At 69.5% G+C, this 16,941-nt stretch carries 16 protein-coding genes; 7 read left to right on the top strand and 9 right to left on the bottom strand.

Going from position 1 to position 16,941, the window contains the following annotated elements; translation table 11 throughout:
* Positions 1-66 precede the first annotated feature (66 nt).
* Entirely contained in the window at positions 67-1,992 is a 1,926-nt protein-coding gene (dxs, locus tag LX16_RS04485) for a 1-deoxy-D-xylulose-5-phosphate synthase (protein ID WP_147133522.1), read from the bottom strand.
* A 147-nt stretch (positions 1,993-2,139) separates the two neighbouring features.
* Between dxs and LX16_RS04480 the strand changes: the two genes are divergently transcribed.
* Complete coding sequence (locus LX16_RS04480; RefSeq protein WP_147133519.1) at positions 2,140-3,126, top strand: amidohydrolase family protein; 987 nt, start codon at positions 2,140-2,142, stop codon at positions 3,124-3,126.
* 55 nt (positions 3,127-3,181) lie between these two features.
* Here LX16_RS04480 and LX16_RS04475 read toward each other — a convergent pair whose 3' ends face one another.
* Together LX16_RS04475 and LX16_RS04470 are read right to left on the bottom strand one after the other, a co-directional pair.
* Positions 3,182-4,360 carry a class I SAM-dependent RNA methyltransferase gene (locus LX16_RS04475; protein WP_147133515.1) on the bottom strand — a complete coding sequence of 393 codons (1,179 nt, stop codon included), beginning with the start codon at positions 4,358-4,360 and terminating at the stop codon, positions 3,182-3,184.
* On the bottom strand, positions 4,357-6,324 hold the full coding sequence (locus LX16_RS04470; protein WP_147133511.1) for an APC family permease: 1,968 nt from the start codon (positions 6,322-6,324) through the stop codon (positions 4,357-4,359). Before LX16_RS04470 ends, LX16_RS04475 begins: the two co-directional genes overlap by 4 nt.
* Positions 6,325-6,428: 104 nt before the next feature.
* Here LX16_RS04470 and LX16_RS04465 point away from each other — a divergent pair, with 104 nt between their 5' ends.
* Positions 6,429-7,100: a potassium channel family protein gene (locus tag LX16_RS04465; protein WP_147133508.1), complete on the top strand. Its 672-nt coding sequence runs from the start codon at positions 6,429-6,431 to the stop codon at positions 7,098-7,100.
* Positions 7,097-7,762 (top strand): potassium channel family protein, encoded by a 666-nt coding sequence (locus LX16_RS04460; RefSeq protein ID WP_147133505.1) that lies wholly within the window; start codon positions 7,097-7,099, stop codon positions 7,760-7,762. Before LX16_RS04465 ends, LX16_RS04460 begins: the two co-directional genes overlap by 4 nt.
* 6 nt (positions 7,763-7,768) lie before the next feature.
* Here the strand turns inward: LX16_RS04460 and LX16_RS04455 are convergent, their stop codons facing one another.
* From LX16_RS04455 to LX16_RS04445, 3 genes are all read right to left on the bottom strand, one after another.
* Positions 7,769-8,386, bottom strand: coding sequence for a DUF3159 domain-containing protein (locus tag LX16_RS04455; protein WP_425304417.1), 618 nt, complete (start codon positions 8,384-8,386; stop codon positions 7,769-7,771).
* A gap of 127 nt (positions 8,387-8,513) precedes the next feature.
* Positions 8,514-8,897, bottom strand: coding sequence for an OB-fold nucleic acid binding domain-containing protein (locus LX16_RS04450; protein ID WP_147137013.1), 384 nt, complete (start codon positions 8,895-8,897; stop codon positions 8,514-8,516).
* A 37-nt stretch (positions 8,898-8,934) separates the two neighbouring features.
* A complete protein-coding gene (locus tag LX16_RS04445; RefSeq protein ID WP_147133499.1) occupies positions 8,935-9,675 on the bottom strand; it encodes a DUF3710 domain-containing protein in 741 nt (246 codons plus the stop codon).
* Between the two features lie 470 nt (positions 9,676-10,145).
* Between LX16_RS04445 and LX16_RS04435 the strand changes: the two genes are divergently transcribed.
* Positions 10,146-10,634, top strand: coding sequence for a DUF3093 domain-containing protein (locus LX16_RS04435; protein ID WP_147133491.1), 489 nt, complete (start codon positions 10,146-10,148; stop codon positions 10,632-10,634).
* Positions 10,635-10,646: 12 nt separating this feature from the next.
* Here the strand turns inward: LX16_RS04435 and LX16_RS04430 are convergent, their stop codons facing one another.
* Positions 10,647-10,946, bottom strand: a complete 300-nt coding sequence (locus LX16_RS04430; protein ID WP_147133488.1) for a DUF4193 domain-containing protein — start codon at positions 10,944-10,946, stop codon at positions 10,647-10,649.
* Positions 10,947-11,368: 422 nt separating this feature from the next.
* On the opposite strand from LX16_RS04430, the gene LX16_RS26460 reads away from it, so the two are divergent.
* Together LX16_RS26460 and LX16_RS04420 are read left to right on the top strand one after the other, a co-directional pair.
* On the top strand, positions 11,369-11,887 hold the full coding sequence (locus tag LX16_RS26460) for a LytR C-terminal domain-containing protein (RefSeq protein WP_158645475.1): 519 nt from the start codon (positions 11,369-11,371) through the stop codon (positions 11,885-11,887).
* Positions 11,888-12,107: 220 nt separating this feature from the next.
* Positions 12,108-13,775, top strand: coding sequence for an RNA polymerase sigma factor (locus LX16_RS04420; protein ID WP_147133482.1), 1,668 nt, complete (start codon positions 12,108-12,110; stop codon positions 13,773-13,775).
* Between the two features lie 61 nt (positions 13,776-13,836).
* On the opposite strand, the gene LX16_RS04415 is transcribed toward LX16_RS04420, so the two are convergent.
* Entirely contained in the window at positions 13,837-14,493 is a 657-nt protein-coding gene (locus tag LX16_RS04415; protein ID WP_147133478.1) for a hypothetical protein, read from the bottom strand.
* A gap of 345 nt (positions 14,494-14,838) precedes the next feature.
* Between LX16_RS04415 and LX16_RS04410 the strand changes: the two genes are divergently transcribed.
* Positions 14,839-15,078 carry a DUF7455 domain-containing protein gene (locus LX16_RS04410; protein WP_147133475.1) on the top strand — a complete coding sequence of 80 codons (240 nt, stop codon included), beginning with the start codon at positions 14,839-14,841 and terminating at the stop codon, positions 15,076-15,078.
* A 136-nt stretch (positions 15,079-15,214) separates the two neighbouring features.
* Here the strand turns inward: LX16_RS04410 and LX16_RS04405 are convergent, their stop codons facing one another.
* Complete coding sequence (locus tag LX16_RS04405; protein WP_147133472.1) at positions 15,215-16,930, bottom strand: DEAD/DEAH box helicase; 1,716 nt, start codon at positions 16,928-16,930, stop codon at positions 15,215-15,217.
* Positions 16,931-16,941: the final 11 nt, after the last annotated feature.

Below are 16,941 nucleotides of genomic sequence, written 5' to 3'. Positions count from 1 at the left end.
TCCCCCGGCATACGGCGGCCCCGTGAACCGATCGGTTCACGGGGCCGCCGTCATGTGTGCGGCGGGTCAGACGCGAAGCTCCGCGGGCGAGTCGGTCAGCTTCAGAGCCGCCTCGGTCACCCGCCTGGCGACGTCCTGGCCGGTCAGTTCCAGATCCGCCAGCAACTCCGCACGGCTGCCGTGCGGGTGCCAGCCGGGGGCCACACCGAGGTCTCGAAGCGGCGTGTCCACCCCGGCGTCGCGCAGTTCCTTGGCAAGCGCGTCGCCGAACCCGCCGGTCCGCACGCCGTCCTCCAGGGTCACGACCAGCCGGTGCTCCTCGGCCATCGGCAGCAGCGCCGCCGGCACCGGGGCGACCCAACGCGGGTCCACCACCGTCACGCCGAAACCGTGTTCGGCGATGCGGGCCGCCGCCTCCAGGGCGTTCGCGGCGAAGGCCCCGCACGTGACCAGCAGGATGTCCTTCGTCTCGCCCGTGGCGAGCACGTCGACGCCTCCGACCCGTTCCAGGGCGGGGACGTCCGGACCGACCGCCCCGGTCGGGAACCTCACGATGGTCGGCCCGTCCTCGACCGCCACGGCCTCCCGGAACTCCTCACGAAGCGTCGCGGCGTCGCGCGGCGCCGCGATCCGGATGCCCGGGACCGCACGGAACACCGACATGTCCCAGATGCCGTAGTGACTGGGCCCGTCCGGGCCGGTGATGCCGGCACGGTCGAGCACGAAGGTGACGCCGAGCCGGTGCATCGCCACGTCCAACAGGACCTGGTCGAAGGCGCGGTTGAGGAAGGTCGCGTATACCGCGACCACCGGGTGCATTCCGCCCATGGCGAGACCCGCCGCACTGGTCACGGCGTGCTGTTCGGCGATACCCACGTCGAACACCCGGTCGGGGTGCCGGTCGGCGAGCTTGTCTATGCCGGTCGGGATCGCCATCGCGGCGGTGATGCCGACCACGTCGTCGCGCTCGTCGGCAACCGCCACCAGTTCCTCGGAGAACACCGAGGTCCACTTCTGGGCGCTCTTGGCGAGCGGCTTGCCCGTCTCGGGGTCGAACGCCGACGACGGCGAGTGCAGGCAGTCGTCCAGGTCCTCCTCGGCGGGCTGGTATCCGTTGCCCTTGCGGGTGATCGCGTGGACGATGACGGGACCACCGAAGTTCTTCGCGGACTCCAGTGCGCCGAGCAGGGCGTCGAGATCGTGGCCGTCGACCGGGCCGACGTACTTGAGGCCGAGGTCCTCGAACAGGACCTGCGGCGCGATCGCGTCCTTGATCCCCTTCTTCACCGCGTGCATCGCCTCGAAGAGCGGCCCACCGACCAGCGGCGTCCGGCCGAGGGTGTCCTTCACGGTGTCCAGGAGACGCTCGTACGACGGGTCGAGCCGCAACGTCGACAGGTGGCTGGCGAGGCCGCCGATGGTGGGGGCGTAGGAACGCCCGTTGTCGTTCACGACGATGACCAGCGGGAGGTCCTTGCGTGCGGCGATGTTGTTCAGCGCCTCCCAGCACATGCCGCCGGTCAGCGCCCCGTCACCGACCACCGCCACCACGTGCCGGTTCTCCCCGCGCAACACGTGCGCCTTAGCGATCCCGTCGGCGTAGGACAACGCCGTGGAGGCGTGCGAGTTCTCGACGAGGTCGTGTTCGCTCTCGGCCTGCGACGGGTAGCCGGTGAGGCCGCCCCGTTTGCGCAGCAGGCCGAAGCCGTCCGCGCGGCCGGTCAGGATCTTGTGTACGTATGACTGGTGGCCGGTGTCGAACACGACCCGGTCACGCGGCGAGTCGAAGACCCGGTGGATCGCCATGGTCAACTCGACGACACCGAGGTTCGGCCCGATGTGGCCGCCGGTGCGGGACACCTGGTCGACCAGGAACGTCCGGATCTCGGCCGCCAGGTCGGGCAGCGCCTCCACGGGTAGTCGCTTGAAATCCGACAGCCGCCCGATCGTGCCGATCAGGTCGGTGTTCCCAGTCGCGTGTTCGGGCTTCATGACAGGCGAGTCTATCCGTTGCGCCACCCGAGTCCCCGGCGCACATAAGTGGCACGCCGGGCATCTGTCGGATATCGGGCAAAACCGGCCCGGACGCGCCGTGCGCCGGTCTGTCCGTCGGCGCCGGACCGGTGAGAGGATCCGGCAATGCTGCCTAAAGCCGATCTCCATCTGCATCAGGAGTGGTCACCCCGGCTTGACCGGGTGCTGGCCCGATGGCACGCCCGGCCCGCATACGACTGGCACGGCTGGCGACGCCGTCTCGTCGCCGAGCACCCGTCCGGAATCGCACGGCTGCAACGCATCTCACAGGCGACACCGGCACCGGCGCACGCCGACACCGAGGTCGCCTTCCTCGAACGGATCACCGACACCCTCGAAGAGTCGGCGGCGGCGGGCTCGCACTACACCGAACTGCGCTTCGACCACGACACCCTGGCGCGCCCCGGGTTCATGAAACTGTTCCGGCTGGCCGAATCCCGGGTGCGCGGCGTGCACCCGCACTTCCACGCCGAACCGGTCGTCGGGGTCCCGCTGTGGCACGACACCGCGAGGCTGTTCCGGATGACGAACGCCTGCGCGGAGGCCGCCGCCGCGGGCCTGGCGGGGATCGACCTGCTACAGGTGCCGTACACCACCGAGGCCGACTGGCGCACCGCCCGGCAGGTCGCGGCGGACGCGACGGCCGCCGGACTCGGGGTGACCGTCCACGCGGGAGAGTTCTCGGCCGCCAACATCGCCGCCGTCGCCGAGATCGACGGCGTCACCCGGATCGGTCACGCGGTGCACGCCGTCGACGACCCCGGCCTGCTGCGGCTCCTGGCGCAACGCCGTATCACGGTGGAGGTGTGCCTGTCCGCCAACGTCGTCCTGGGCGCGGTCCCGGACCTCGCCTCGCATCCGCTGCCCCGCCTGACGGCGGCGGGGGTACCGGTGGCCCTGGGCACCGACAACCCGGTGCAGTTCGGTTCCACGATCGACGGGGAGTACCGGCTGGCCGCCGCCCTCGGGCTGTCCGACGCCGAGCTGACCGAGGTGACCGCCGACGCCGTCCGCGCCGGTTTCACCACACCGGCCCGGCGGGCGCGCATCCTCGCCGGGATGCACCAGGCCGCCGACGTGGTCACGGCCTGACCGGGTCGCGGCACGGCGGCCACCACACGACTCCATCATGGATGGTGCCGGTGTCTCAGTCCGTGCCGCGGCCTTCCGGCTCCAGCAACGCGATGGTCTCGAAGTGCTGAGTCATCGGGAAGGCGTCGTACGCCCGCAGACCGGTCAGCCGGTATCCGGCGGCGGCGAAGGTACGCAGGTCGCGTGCCAGCGCGGCCGGATCGCATGCCACATAGGCGATCGCACGCGGAGCCGCCCGGGCCACCACGTCGACCACCGCCGCGCCCGCGCCACTTCGCGGCGGGTCCAACACGACCACGTCGGGAGCGGACAGCTCGGCCACCGCGTCCTCCACCTGACCGGGAACCACCGTCACCTGCGGCAGGTCCGCGAGGTTGGCGGCGGTGTCACCGCGCGGGTCCGACTCCACGGCGAACACCCGGCCCGCCGGCCCCACCGCGTCGGCGAGACCGGCGGCGAACAGCCCGGCACCGGCGTACAGGTCCCAGCAGGTCTCGCCGTCCTTGGGGCGCACCAGATCGATGGCCGTGGCCAGGAAGACGTCGGCGGCCAGGACGTGTACCTGCCAGAACGCCTCCGGAGTCGGTGAGAACCAGTGCCCGGCGACGAGCTGCCGCACCCGGGCCGGTCCGCTCACCGGGCGCGCGGCGCCCCGGCGGTCGCGCTGCGTGTACACCGCCGGTCCGTCCTCGTCACCGATGGCGACCCCGACCACGCCGGAACCCCGCCACCGCCGCGCCAACACGTCGGTCTCCTGGATCCGCTCGTCGGCTATCAGGCACCTGTCGATCGGTACGACGGTCCGAGACCGGTGTTCCCGCAGCCCCGGACGACCAGCGGCGTCGACCGCGTACTGCATCCGGGTGCGCCACCCCAACAACCCGCCGGGCAGCGCCTCCACCCGGTGCGCCGCGGCCTCGTCCCCCGACAGTCCGCCCAGTCGGGTCAACTGCTCACGCAGGACGTCGGTCTTCCAGGACGTCTGCCCCTCCGCCGACACGTGCTGGAGGTCGCATCCACCGCACACCCCGGCGTAGGGGCACGGCGGCTTCACCCGATCCGGCGACGCCTCGATCACCTCGACGGCGTCGGCGCGCCAGTACCCCTTCCGTCGTTCGGTCACGTGGACGCGCACCCGTTCCCCGGGCAGGGCGTGCCGCACGAAGATCACCCGGCCGTCGGCGCGTGCCACACAGTGCCCGCCGTGCGCGACCGGCCCCACCTCAACGATCATCTACCCGCCAATCGGTCGTCGAGCCGGTCCAGATCCCGGCTCGCACTCGACTCCAGCTGCCACGGCACACTGGTCAACATGACACCCCGCTCGTACCGGAGCCGGCTGCGGATCCGCAACGCGCTCTGATTGTGCAACAGGTTCTCCCACCAGTGCCCCACCACGTACTCCGGGATGAACACCGTCACCAGGTCGCGGGGGGCGTCCCGCCGCATCGACTTCACGTGGTCGACGATGGGACCGGTGATCTCGCGGTAGGGCGAGTCCACCACCGTCAACGGTACGGATATCTTCAGCCGCTCCCACTCGGCCTGCAACGCGCGGGTCTCCGCGTCGTCGACGTTGACGGTCAACGCGGTCAACGTGTCCGGGCGGGTGGCCTTGGCGAACATCAGGGCACGGATCACGGGCTGGTGGAGCCGGCTCACCAGTACGACGACGTGGTTGCGCGCCGGCAGCGGCGGACGCGAGTCACGCGGGCGCAGTTCGTCCGCCACCGAGTCGTAGTGCCGCCGGACGGCGCGCATCGCCACGTAGATGGCCCCCATCGCGACTATGGATATCCACGCGCCGTGGGTGAACTTGGTGACCACCACGATCACCAGCACCGTCGCGGTCGTCACCAGGCCGAACCCGTTGATGAGCTGCGACCGGCGGATGCGCCGCCGACCCGCCGTGTCCCGCTCGGTCCGCAGCACCCGGTTCCAATGCCGGATCATGCCGCTCTGGGAGAGCACGAACGAGACGAACACGCCCACTATGTACAACTGGATCAGCCGGGTCTCGTTGGCGCCGAATCCGATCACCAACACGATGGCGAACAGGGCGAGCAGGATGATCCCGTTGGAGTACACCAATCGGTCCCCACGGGTGTGCAACTGCCGCGGCAGGTAGCGGTCCAACGCGAGGATCGAGCCCAGCACCGGGAAGCCGTTGAACGCGGTGTTGGCCGCCAGCACCAGGATCAGACCGGTCACGGCGGTGACGTACGCGAACCCCGGTGAGAATCCGTCGAACACCGCGTGCGCCATCTGCGCGAGCATCGTCTTCTGCACGTATCCGTCAGGGGTGCCCGCCAGGCCGGACGCCGGGTGTTCGGCGATCTTCACCTCGGTCAGCCGCGCCAGGACGATCAACCCGAGGAACATCGCCACCGCGAGCGCGCCCATCAGCAACAGGGTCGTCGCGGCGTTGCGTCCCTTGGGTTTCCGGAACGACGGCACACCGTTGGCGATGGCCTCCACCCCGGTAAGCGCGGCACAGCCGGAGGCGAAGGTGCGCAGCATCAGGAACACCAGGCCGGCCCCCGCCAGGTCCGGTTGCTCGGTGATCAGGTCGAAGTCGGCGCTCTCGGCACGGACCTCCTCGCCCATCACCACCGTCCGGAACAAGCCCCAGCCGATGAGCCCGAACACCCCGACGACGAACGCGTAGGTCGGTACCGCGAAGGCCCTTCCCGACTCGCGGACGCCCCGCAGGTTCATCGCCGCGAGCAACGCGATCGCGGCCACGGCGAACAGCGACTTGTGCTCGGCGACGAACGGCACGGCCGAGCCGATGTTCGCCGCCGCCGCCGAGATCGACACGGCGACGGTCAGCACGTAGTCGACCATGAGCGCCGCCGCCACGACCAGTCCCACCCGTGGGCCGTGGTTGACGGTCGCGACCTGGTAGTCGCCGCCACCGCCGGGGTACGCCTTGACGTTCTGCCGGTACGAGGCGACCACCGCGATCATGACCGCGCACACCGCCAACCCGATCCAACCGCTGAACAGGTAGGCACCGGCACCGGCGACCGACAGGGTCAGGAAGATCTGTTCGGGTGCGTAGGCCACCGAGGACATCGCGTCGGAGGCGAACACCGGCAGCGCGACACGCTTGGGCAACAGGGTCTCCGACAACCGGTCGGACCGGAATGGACGACCCAGTAGGAGTCTCTTGACCACGGACGATGGACGCACCACGTCCGGTAGCCTAGCTACTCACCGGCCACGCGGTACCACACGAGCCACCGGAACCCGGTCGGCGTGCGGGTCGGCCGGACACGACGACACGGTGAGGAACAGCAGTGCATGTGGTGATCATGGGATGCGGCCGAGTGGGTGCGGCCCTCGCCCAGAACCTCGCCGCGCTCGACCACTCGGTGGCCGTCATCGACCAGAACCCGGAGGCGTTCCGCCGCCTGGGACCCGACTTCGACGGCCAGTCGGTCACCGGTGTCGGCTACGACCGCGCCGTACTGACCGAGTCCGGCATCAACCGGGCCGACGCCTTCGCCGCGGTGTCCTCGGGCGACAACTCCAACATCATCGCCGCCCGGGTGGCCCGGGAGGTCTACCACGTCGGGACGGTCGTGGCGCGGATCTACGACTCACAACGCGCCAGCGTCTACGAACGGTTGGGCATCCCCACCGTCGCCACGGTGCGGTGGACCGCCGACCGCTTCATGCGGCACCTACTACCGGCCGAACAGACCCCGCTGTGGCGTGACCCCACCGCGTCGGTGTCGCTCGTGGAGGTGCGACCGCATCAGGAGTGGATCGGCAGCCGCCTCAGCCGGTTGGAGGCGGCGGTGGGCACCCGGGTCGCGTACCTGATGCGCTTCGGTTACGGCACGCTGCCGACCGACTCCACCGTCCTCCAGGACGGTGACCAACTGTTCATGCTGGTCACCGACGACATCGTCGACACGGTGCGGGCCGTCGCCGGCTCCGCGCCCGAAGGGCAGGCCGACCGATGAGGGTGGCGATAGCGGGCGCGGGGAACGTGGGCAGGTCGATCGCGGGCGAACTGGTCGGCAACGGCCACCAGGTGCTGTTGATCGAGCGGTCACCCGCGATGTTCAAACCCAACCGGGTGCCGGACGCCGAATGGCTGCTGGCCGACGCCTGCGAACTCGCCAGCCTGCAGCAGGCGATGCTGCACAGCTGCGACGTGGCGGTGGCGGCCACCGGCGACGACAAGGTGAACCTGGTGATGTCGCTGCTCGCCAAGACCGAGTTCGCGGTACCCCGGGTCGTGGCGCGGGTCAACCGGGCGGAGAACGAATGGCTGTTCACCGACCAGTGGGGCGTGGACGTGTCGGTCAGTAAACCCCGCCTGCTGGCCGCGCTCGTGGAGGAGGCCGTCAGCGTCGGCGACCTGGTGCGGCTCATGTCGTTCCGGCAGAGTCAGGCGAACCTCGTCGAGATCACCCTGCCGCCGCACGCGCCGCACGTGGGTAGCACGGTCCGGCAGGTCGACTTCCCACCCGACACCGCGCTCGTGGCGATCCTGCGGGGGAGGCGCGTGATCCCGCCGAGCCCGGACGACACGCTGGAGGCGGGAGACGAACTGGTCTTCGTGTGCGCCGAGGAGGCGGAGGAGCCGATGCGGCAGGTGCTGCTGGGGAAGGGGAGGTGACCGGCCTCAGTCGCCGGTGCGCAGCAGCAGCGCCGGACGGCGCCGCCGGACGGCCCAGAAACTGACCAGCAACAGCGCGCCCGTCACCGGGTAGCCGAAGGCGATGGTGACCACGCCGAGCAGATCGGCCATGCCGCCGTCGAGGTACAACCACAACCGGACCAGGTTCTTGGTCAGGAACACCACACCCCACAGCACCGTCAACCAGGAGAACAGCTTCACCAGCCGCCGGTCGTCCCGCCACTCGGCGCGCCCGCCGCCCGCGATGATCGACCAGCCCCAACCGATGAAGGGGTGCCGCAGCAGGACCGACAGCAGCATGCCGCCGCCGTACGCGAGGCCGTAGAGGATGCCCGGAAGGTAGAACTGGTTCGCGTCCCCGCTGTCCCAGGCGAGCCAGGCACCCAGCGCGATGCCGAAGAGGCCGTTGATCGCGTGCCGGATCGACTGTTTGCGAAGGGCGCGCACCACGGCGATCGCCACCGCGCACACCACGGCCGCCCCGATCGCCCACCGCAGCCGGTCCGACCAGATGACGTTGACGAGCACGAACACGCCGACCGGCACGCCGGACTCGATGAGGCCGCGGATACCGCCGAGCTGCGCCGAGATCTGTTCGGTCATCGGCGGCAGGTCGTCCTCGGTGACCTCCTTGGAGACGACGCGACCGGTGTCGGTGTCGTCGGTGTCGTGGCCTCGCTCGGAGACGCCGGGCTGCTCGGCCATCATCCACCTCTTCCGTCTCGCGGACTCACTCGGACGTGTCGCCGATGAGCGTGTAGTCCGGGTTGTAGATCACCTTACGGTCCCCCTCCGGTACCGCGATACGCCCGGTGGCGGTGAGCCGACGGCCCGGTTCGATCCCCACGATGCGGCGGCGGCCGAGCCAGGACAACGTCACCGTGCCGGTGCCGTCGAACAGTTCGGCCTCCAGCACCGGCATACTCGCCACCGGCGTGAACACGACGGTACTGATACGGCCCGCCACCGTCACGAGGTCGCCGCGCCGCAGCCGGTCCAGCGGTTGGCAGCCGAGCGATGCGCACTCACCCCGCACCTGTTCGGCGTACAGCTCCGCCTCGCTCGCGGTCAACTTCCGCAGGAAAGCCGCCAGACCGCGGGGCCGGTCACGCATGACGGTGGCACCCACCCTTCCGATGGTAACGAAGCCGTCACCGCTTCTTGGGGCGCGGTGACGGCCGCTTCTCGGGGGCCGCGCCGTTGATGCCACCGGTGCCGGTCGCGGTCGTCGACGCGGTCGCCCGGTTGGCGGCCAGCTTGGCCTTCGCCTGCTCTGCCATGCCGGCCGGCAACTTCAACGGCAGTCCCTCCAACACCGGCATCGCCTGGTTGCCGCGCTCGACCACGACGCCGCGCACACAGTCGTCGAGCAGGTCAGAGGCGGTCGGGTCGGTCGCCATACGCCCCTGGAAGACGGCACGCACGAACCAGCGCGGACCGTCGATCCCGACGAACCTGGCGGCGGTGTCGCCCTGCTGCCCCGACGACCGCACCAGCAACTCGACGCCGTAGTCGCCGTCGATCTCCTCGGTCCTGCCACCCTGCTTGGCGACGGATCCGGCGATCTCCTCGCGGACCTCGTCCCAGATCTCCTCGGTGCGCGGCGCGGCGAACACGCCGATCTGCACGGCACTCTCCCCGTGGATCAGGGTCACCTGGCGGACGTTGCCCTTGTCGTCGGTCTGCATCCGCGCTTCGACACCGGGCGGGGTGGGAACCCTCATACTGCCGAGGTCGAGCCTGCGCACCTCGTCGTCGGGGGCGTCCGCACTGTCGTACGGCCCCCGCGTGACGTCGGCGGCGTCGGCGCCGGTCTCGCCGGAGTCCCCGGTGACGTCCGCGTCGATCTCGGTCTTGTCACCACGTCGGCGTCGACGTCCAAACACGGTCATTCTCCATCTGTCCCAGGACCATCTGCGGCCGGCGGCGCCGGCGACGGCGCGGGACGCCCCGATGGACCCGTGTCCACCGAGGCCCCGCTCCGATCCGGTCGGCGCGTCGGCCTCTCCAAAACGGGCGTGCTCACCCGCTGCAACACCAATTGTGCGATGTGGTCGCCTCGATTGATGGTCGCAGCAACCACCGGATCAGGATTGATCAGGTTCACTTCGATCTCGGCCCGGTGACCGGCATCGACCGTACCGGGGGCGTTCGACACCGTGACGCCGCACCGGGCCGTCGCGCCCGTGCGGCGCCGCGATCCCCCCGGCGGGGCGGGTGCGCGGGCGCCGCGGCCGGTCACGGTGGCGGGTCGGTTCATCGCGGTCGCGCCCCTGGTGCGACGGTGCCGCCGGGCGGTCGCGAACGTACCGGTCCCCGGCCTGACCGCACCGTGACGGTACCTGCCGGTAGTCTCGGCGGTATGGCGTCTGAGGAACCTACCGCCTTCAACGAGCGACTGACCGTCCCCTGGTGGAGTTGGCCGGTGGCGCTCGCGGTCGCCGCGGGACTGGCCTTCGAGATCGGCCTGGGGGTCCCCGGACTGGTGACGTGGCTTCCGTTCGTGGTGCTGGTGCCGGGGGCGGCGGTCGCGATGGCGTGGCTGGGCCGTATCCGGGTCGCGGTGCGCGACCGTGAACTGCTGGTCGACGACGCGGTCCTGCCGATGGAGTACGTCGAGTCCGCCGAACCGTTGACCGGCACGGCGCTGCGCGACGCCCTGTCGGCGCAGCTGCATCCCCTCGCGTTCGTGATCCAACGGCCGTGGATCAAGTCCGCGGTGAAGGTGACGCTCAACGACCCGGACGACCCCACCCCGTACTGGATAGTCTCCAGCCGCGACCCGCGGCGGCTGGCGGAGGCGTTGGGCGGCGTCGGGGCGGCACCGCACCCCGCGGTACCGCCCCGATGAACAGGCGTCACCTCACGCCGCGCAGTCGCGGCAGATCAACTTGCCCTTCTTCTCCACGGCCAGCTGGCTGCGGTGGTGGACAAGGAAGCAACTGGAGCAGCGGAACTCGTCGGTCTGCATCGGCAGGACCTTTACCGTCAACTCCTCGTCGGCCAGGTCGGCCCCCGGAAGTTCAAAGTTCTCCGCGACCTCAACCTCGTCCACGTCCACGCTTCCCGACTGGGCGTCGGCACGACGGGCCTTCAACTCCTCCAGGCTGTCGTCACCGCCTTCGTCGGTGTCACGTCGTGGTGCGTCATAGTCTGTAGCCATAGGAATGCCTCACTCCCACTGTCATTGGTATGGCCAGATCCGCGACCGGGCACAACACCGGTTGGTTCGCGGACGTCGCTGTCGACCGTGACCGGTCGGCCACGGCTTCGGCATCAGCGCCGAGAGCGGCAACCGCCCCAAACGGACACCTCCCCGCGAGCGCGGTACCTTACCCCGCCCGTGAAACCTCTGTACGTCCGGTACCCGACAGATGTTCCCGTTGTGAGCGAGCCGACACCGAAAACCGAAGGAATCGTACCGGCAGTCGCCGAGTTTCGACGCATCGTGAGCCGTCGATTCTGGCGCGGGTGAAACGCCAGGCCGGCCCGGAGTGTTCCCGCTTGTGGGCAACTCTCCCGCGCCACCCGGGGAGGACGTGGCACGATAACCTCACCAGCAACGTTGGAGTCGGGGAGGCTAGTGTGCGCATCACGCAGGTTCGCGCGATCATCGTCGTCGGCGTCCTCGCGGTGGTCGCGATCGCCACATCCTGGTTCGCGATCGCCAACGACACGCAGACCGCCCAGGGCGACGACTGTCCACCGGGTTCGGTGCCGGTCAGCCTGAAACTGGCCGAGGAGGAGGACGTCGCGGTCCGGGTGCTCAACGCCACCGACAACGCCGGACTCGCCGACCAGGCGTCGGCACAACTGACCGACTACGGCTTCGAGGTCATCGAGACCGGCAACTCCGACAAGGAGGAGCTGGAGGCCCAGGTCGAGATCCACTTCGGTCCCGACACGGTCGCCGACGCCCACCTGCTGCGGTCGTACTTCGCCGACTCCGCGCGGTTCTTCTCCCTCGAATACGAGGAGGACTACGTCGAGGTCATCCTCGGGCCGGGTTTCCAGCAGCTCAACACCAAGAGCGACGCGCGGAACGCCCTGTCGGTGATCGGGTGGCCGGAGGCGCCGGAGGGTACCTGCCCCATGAAAGAATGACCGGGGTAGGCGTGGCGACACGCCGAATCGGCGACGCCGGACAACTCTTCCCGTGCAATGCGGCGCTCACGGTGGTTGTTCGGTGAAACGCAGCGTTACAATTCACGCCTGTCCGTCTGACCGACACACCGACAGGCGGACCACAAGCCAACATCAGATCACACCGCCACGCTCCGCGCCAGGTTTGATCTCGCCCGCCCAACGCCTCGGAAGGTAGTTCGTGACAGACGCGAGCCCCAACGGTACAGACGTCCGTTCACTGACAGAGTCTCTTCTCCAGTTGGCCAGCGACCGCGGTGGACAACTCACGTCGGCCGACGTGGCAGGATTCCTGGAGAACGCCGCCGTCGCGCCCGCTCAGGGTAAGAAGATTCTGCGCGCGCTCGCCGAAGCCGAGGTGACGGTGATCGTCGACGGTTCGGCCAGCATGCGGCGCACCGTGGCGGCGGCCCGGTCGGCGACGCCCGCCTCCAAGGCGACGACGGCCAAGACCACCGCCAAGAAGGCCACCAAGAAGGCGACGACCCGGAAGACCGCTCCGCGGCAACCGGCCGCCGCGGACGCTCCCGAGGCGACCGAGACGGTGGAGGCGGCGGACACCGCCGACAAGCCGGTCAAGAAGGCGGCGGCGAAGAAGGCCACCGCCAAGAAGGCCGCCGCCAAGAAGGCGCCGGCGAAGAAGACCGCCGCCAAGAAGGCGACCACCAAGACGGAACCGGCCGACGGTCCCGACGCCGACGAGCTCGCCATGTCCGACGACGAGCTGTTGGAGGCGCTGGCCGCCGACGCCGAGGCGGAGCTGGCGGACGCGGAGTCCAAGCCCAAGAAGGCGAAGAAGGCCGCCAAGAAGACGACCAAGAAGTCCGCGAAGTCGAAGAAGGACGAACCTGAGGAGGGCTCGGACTTCGACTGGGACGACGAGGACTCCGAGGCGCTGAAGCAGGCCCGCAAGGACGCCGAGATGACGGCCTCGGCCGACTCGGTGCGCGCCTACCTCAAGCAGATCGGCAAGGTGCCGCTCCTGAACGCCGCCCAGGAGGTCGAACTCGCCAAGCGCATCGAGGCGGGCCTCTACGCGGTCGAGCGACTCCGGCAGATCAAGGAGGCGGGCGAGGAGATCGCCCTCCAGACCCGCAGGGACCTGGAATGGGTCACCCGCGACGGTGAGCGCGCCAAGAACCACCTGCTCGCCGCCAACCTGCGCCTGGTGGTGTCGTTGGCCAAGCGCTACACCGGTCGCGGCATGGCGTTCCTGGACCTGATCCAGGAGGGGAACCTGGGTCTGATCCGCGCGGTCGAGAAGTTCGACTACACCAAGGGCTTCAAGTTCTCCACCTACGCCACCTGGTGGATCCGCCAGGCCATCACCCGCGCCATGGCCGACCAGGCACGCACCATCCGCATCCCGGTGCACATGGTCGAGGTCATCAACAAGCTCGGCCGCATCCAGCGTGAGCTGCTGCAGGACCTCGGGCGGGAGCCGGCTCCGGAGGAGCTCGCGCGGGAGATGGACATCTCCCCGGAGAAGGTCCTGGAGATCCAGCAGTACGCCCGTGAGCCGATCTCGCTCGACCAGACCATCGGCGACGAGGGAGACAGCCAGCTCGGCGACTTCATCGAGGACTCCGAGGCGGTCGTCGCGGTGGACGCGGTGTCCTTCTCACTGCTCCAGGGACAGCTGCAGCAGGTGTTGCAGACCCTGTCGGAGCGGGAGGCCGGTGTGGTGCGGCTGCGGTTCGGGCTCACCGACGGCCAACCGCGCACCCTGGACGAGATCGGCCAGGTGTACGGCGTCACACGTGAACGCATCCGGCAGATCGAGTCCAAGACGATGTCGAAGCTGCGCCACCCGTCACGTTCACAGGTGCTGCGGGACTATCTGGACTGACGCACACGTCACGAGGGGCGGTATCCCGGCCGGGATACCGCCCCTCGTCGTTCCCGGGGCCTCAGGGCCCGAACCCCTCCGACTCCAGCCGGTCGCACCTGACCAGTCGGTCCAGCGGCGCGCCCGTGTCCGGATCCAGGGGGATGCGGAATTCTCCGTAGTTGTTCGATATCTCGATCGTGTGGTCGTCGAGGAACACGACGTCGTCGCCCGAGCCGCACACCGGCCCGATCTCGGCCACGTCCGCCGTCCGCCATCCGACACCCTCGTACACGTGGAAACGCGGATCCGGCGCCCACGTACGGGTGACGACGGCGACGGCGCGTTCCCCGTCGGGGGAACGGACGACCTCCTCCCCCTCGTAGTCGTAGGCGAAGATGCCCCAGACTCCGTACCCGCCGAAGCCGGCGAAGGCCACCACGATGATGGCGACACGCACGCCGATCCGTTTGCGCTGCCGTGCCTCGTTGCGGACCGGCGATCCGAGCCACACCGCCACATACGCCGACACCGACACGACCATGACGCCCAGGAACGGGTTGGCGAACCAACCCATCAGCAGGACGTTGTTCCACGGGTTCCAGCTCCCCAGGCCGAAGACCACCGCGGCCACCGCCGCGACGCCTCCGACGACCCAGGCGAGTACGGTGCGCCACTTCGGTACCCCCGTCGGCTTCTCCGGGAGTGGGCGCGTGATCCTCTGCATCGCGGTCGTCATGTCTGAATGGTCACACCCTAGGGCTACGGTGACATAACGATGTGAGCCGACCGGGCGACGATCGCGGTGGAACATATCGCGTGAACGGGGAGGATCCCACATGACTCGTATCGATTCGGACCAGCCGAGTTGCCGAAGCCCGGATGCGTCGGATACCGTGATCTGGCTACGGCGGACCGTCGTGAGGTCACGGAATGTGAGCCCTGTCGCGGCCCGTGTCCCATCGGGAAGCTATCGCGTTGACTACGCGTTGCAGGATGAGACCGAACAAGAACCCCAGGATTGGGGTAACAGCAGTAATAGTGTCAACTGTGACGACAACCGATCACAGCCGAAGGAGAGGCCATGACACCCACCCTGACGCCCCCACCCGAGACGGAGACTCGTCCCGTCGCCGGTGAGCGCTGCGATCGGTGTAGCGCTGCCGCGAAGCTGCGGATCACTCTCGCCGGTGGCGACGACCTGGTGTTCTGCGGACACCACGCCAACAAGTACGCCGAGAACCTCGTGAAGATCACGGTGGACTTCACCGCGGACAGCGAGTTCGACTGGCGGGGCAGCGAACTGTTGGCATCGAAGAACTAGCCCACACATACGTCACGGGCACCCGACCGAGTGGTCGGGTGCCCGTCGTCCGTGCGGAGTCGGCGTCGCCCCGGGCGCCGTCTCACCCGTTCGGGTCATACCCGCCCGTCACCCGTTCGGGTGGTGTCGAACGGGTTCACATCCGTTGGATGGCCTCGATGCGCTGCTCCAACTGCTCCAATGTGGCCTGAGCGCTGGGCGGGCCGCCGCAGATCCGACGCAGTTCCGCGTGGATCTTGCCGTGAGGCACGTCGGTCGCGTGATGCCGCGCCGCGACGAGCGCGTTGAGCTGACGACGCAACCTCACCCGGCGTTCGGCCGCACTGGTGGGCGCCGCCGACTGTAGTCCCGAACCGGCCGCCGCCGGCCCGCCGCCCTGACCCGCGCGTTCCGCGACCTGAGCGGCCTGCCGCTTGGACAACAACATCGACACCTGTTCGGGGGTCAGGAGACCGGGCAGCCCGAGGAACTCCTCCTCCTCCGGGGAACCGGCCTGGATCGGGGTACCGAACGAGGCGCCGTCGAAGATGACCTGATCCAGTTCGGCGGTGGCCGCGAGCGTCTCGCGCCGCAGCCCGAGATCGGCACCGGGCTCGTCCCGGCGGCGCTGTGCCTCGGCGAGCAGGTCCTCCGGGTCGGGGTCCCCCGGCGGCCGGATCACGTGGTCACGGTCGCGTTCCAGTTCGGCCGCCAGTTCCAGAAGCGGCGCGACACTGGGAAGGAACACCGAGGCCGTCTCGCCACGGCGGCGCGACCGGACGAACCTGCCGATCGCCTGCGCGAAGAACAGGGGTGTGTGGGCGTTGGTCGCGTAGACGCCCACCGCCAACCGGGGGATGTCCACCCCCTCACTGACCATCCTGACCGCGATCATCCACCTGTCGTCGGAGTCGTTGAACCGGGCGATCCGGTCTGAGGACCCGGCGTCGTCGGACAGCACCACCACCGGCGACCGGCCGGTCACCCTGGCGAGGATCCCGGCGTAGGCGCGCGCGGACTGCTGGTCCGAGGCGATCACCAGTCCCCCGGCGTCCGGCATTCCGGCGTCGCGGAGGGCGGTCAGGCGGGCGTCGGCCGCCCGGAGCACCTGCGGGATCCAGTCCCCCGCCGGGTCCAGTGCGGTGCGCCACGCCTGCGAGGTGAGGTCCTTGGTGAGCGGTTCGCCGAGCCGGACCGCCAGTTCGTCTCCCGCGCTGTTCCGCCACCGCGCCTGCCCGGAGTACGCCAGGAACAACACCGGTCGCACGACCCCGTCGGCGAGGGCGTGCGCGTACCCGTACACCGAATCCGGTCGCGACTGCATCGAGCCGTCCGGGGCCACCTCGTAGCCGACGAACGGGATCGGATTGTCGTCGGAACGGAAGGGGGTACCGGTCAGGGCGAGCCGCCGGGTCGCCGGCGCGAACGCCTTCTGCACGCCCTCACCCCAGGAACGGGCGTCACCGGCGTGGTGGATCTCGTCCAGGATGACCAGTGTCGGGCGCGTCAGGGTCCGGCGCCGGTGGACCGCCGGGTCCGCGCCGACCTGCGCGTAGGTCACGACGGCGCCGTCGAAGTCGCCGGCGGTGTGTACGTCGGCGTTACGGAAACGGGGATCCAGCATGATGCCGACCCGGGCCGCCGCCTGCGCCCACTGCACCTTCAGGTGTTCGGTGGGGGCCACCACCGTCACCTGGGTGACCGTTCCCGCCGACAACAGGTCCATCGCGATGCGCAACGCGAAGGTCGTCTTCCCGGCTCCCGGCGTCGCCACCGCGAGGAAGTCCTCGCTCTGGGAACGGTGGTAGGCGACCATGGCCCTGCGCTGCCACTCCCGAAGCTCCGGCAGTGAACTCCGATCGACCAACGGCATGACCCTACCCA

Source organism: Stackebrandtia albiflava (genome assembly GCF_007994225.1).
GTDB classification, from domain to species: Bacteria; Actinomycetota; Actinomycetes; order Mycobacteriales; family Micromonosporaceae; genus Stackebrandtia; species Stackebrandtia albiflava.
Note: the sequence above shows the minus strand (reverse complement) of the source record. Positions and strands in the feature narration are given on the sequence as shown.

Coding starts and splice junctions, on each gene's coding strand:
- LX16_RS04435 (WP_147133491.1), top strand. CDS start 10,146: ATGGCGTCTGAGGAACCTACCGCCTTCAACGAGCGACTGACCGTCCCC.
- LX16_RS04475 (WP_147133515.1), bottom strand. CDS start 4,360: ATGATCGTTGAGGTGGGGCCGGTCGCGCACGGCGGGCACTGTGTGGCA.
- LX16_RS04430 (WP_147133488.1), bottom strand. CDS start 10,946: ATGGCTACAGACTATGACGCACCACGACGTGACACCGACGAAGGCGGT.
- LX16_RS04405 (WP_147133472.1), bottom strand. CDS start 16,930: ATGCCGTTGGTCGATCGGAGTTCACTGCCGGAGCTTCGGGAGTGGCAG.
- dxs (WP_147133522.1), bottom strand. CDS start 1,992: ATGAAGCCCGAACACGCGACTGGGAACACCGACCTGATCGGCACGATC.
- LX16_RS04480 (WP_147133519.1), top strand. CDS start 2,140: ATGCTGCCTAAAGCCGATCTCCATCTGCATCAGGAGTGGTCACCCCGG.
- LX16_RS04450 (WP_147137013.1), bottom strand. CDS start 8,897: ATGCGTGACCGGCCCCGCGGTCTGGCGGCTTTCCTGCGGAAGTTGACC.
- LX16_RS04455 (WP_425304417.1), bottom strand. CDS start 8,386: ATGACCGAACAGATCTCGGCGCAGCTCGGCGGTATCCGCGGCCTCATC.
- LX16_RS04415 (WP_147133478.1), bottom strand. CDS start 14,493: ATGACGACCGCGATGCAGAGGATCACGCGCCCACTCCCGGAGAAGCCG.
- LX16_RS04410 (WP_147133475.1), top strand. CDS start 14,839: ATGACACCCACCCTGACGCCCCCACCCGAGACGGAGACTCGTCCCGTC.
- LX16_RS04460 (WP_147133505.1), top strand. CDS start 7,097: ATGAGGGTGGCGATAGCGGGCGCGGGGAACGTGGGCAGGTCGATCGCG.
- LX16_RS04445 (WP_147133499.1), bottom strand. CDS start 9,675: ATGACCGTGTTTGGACGTCGACGCCGACGTGGTGACAAGACCGAGATC.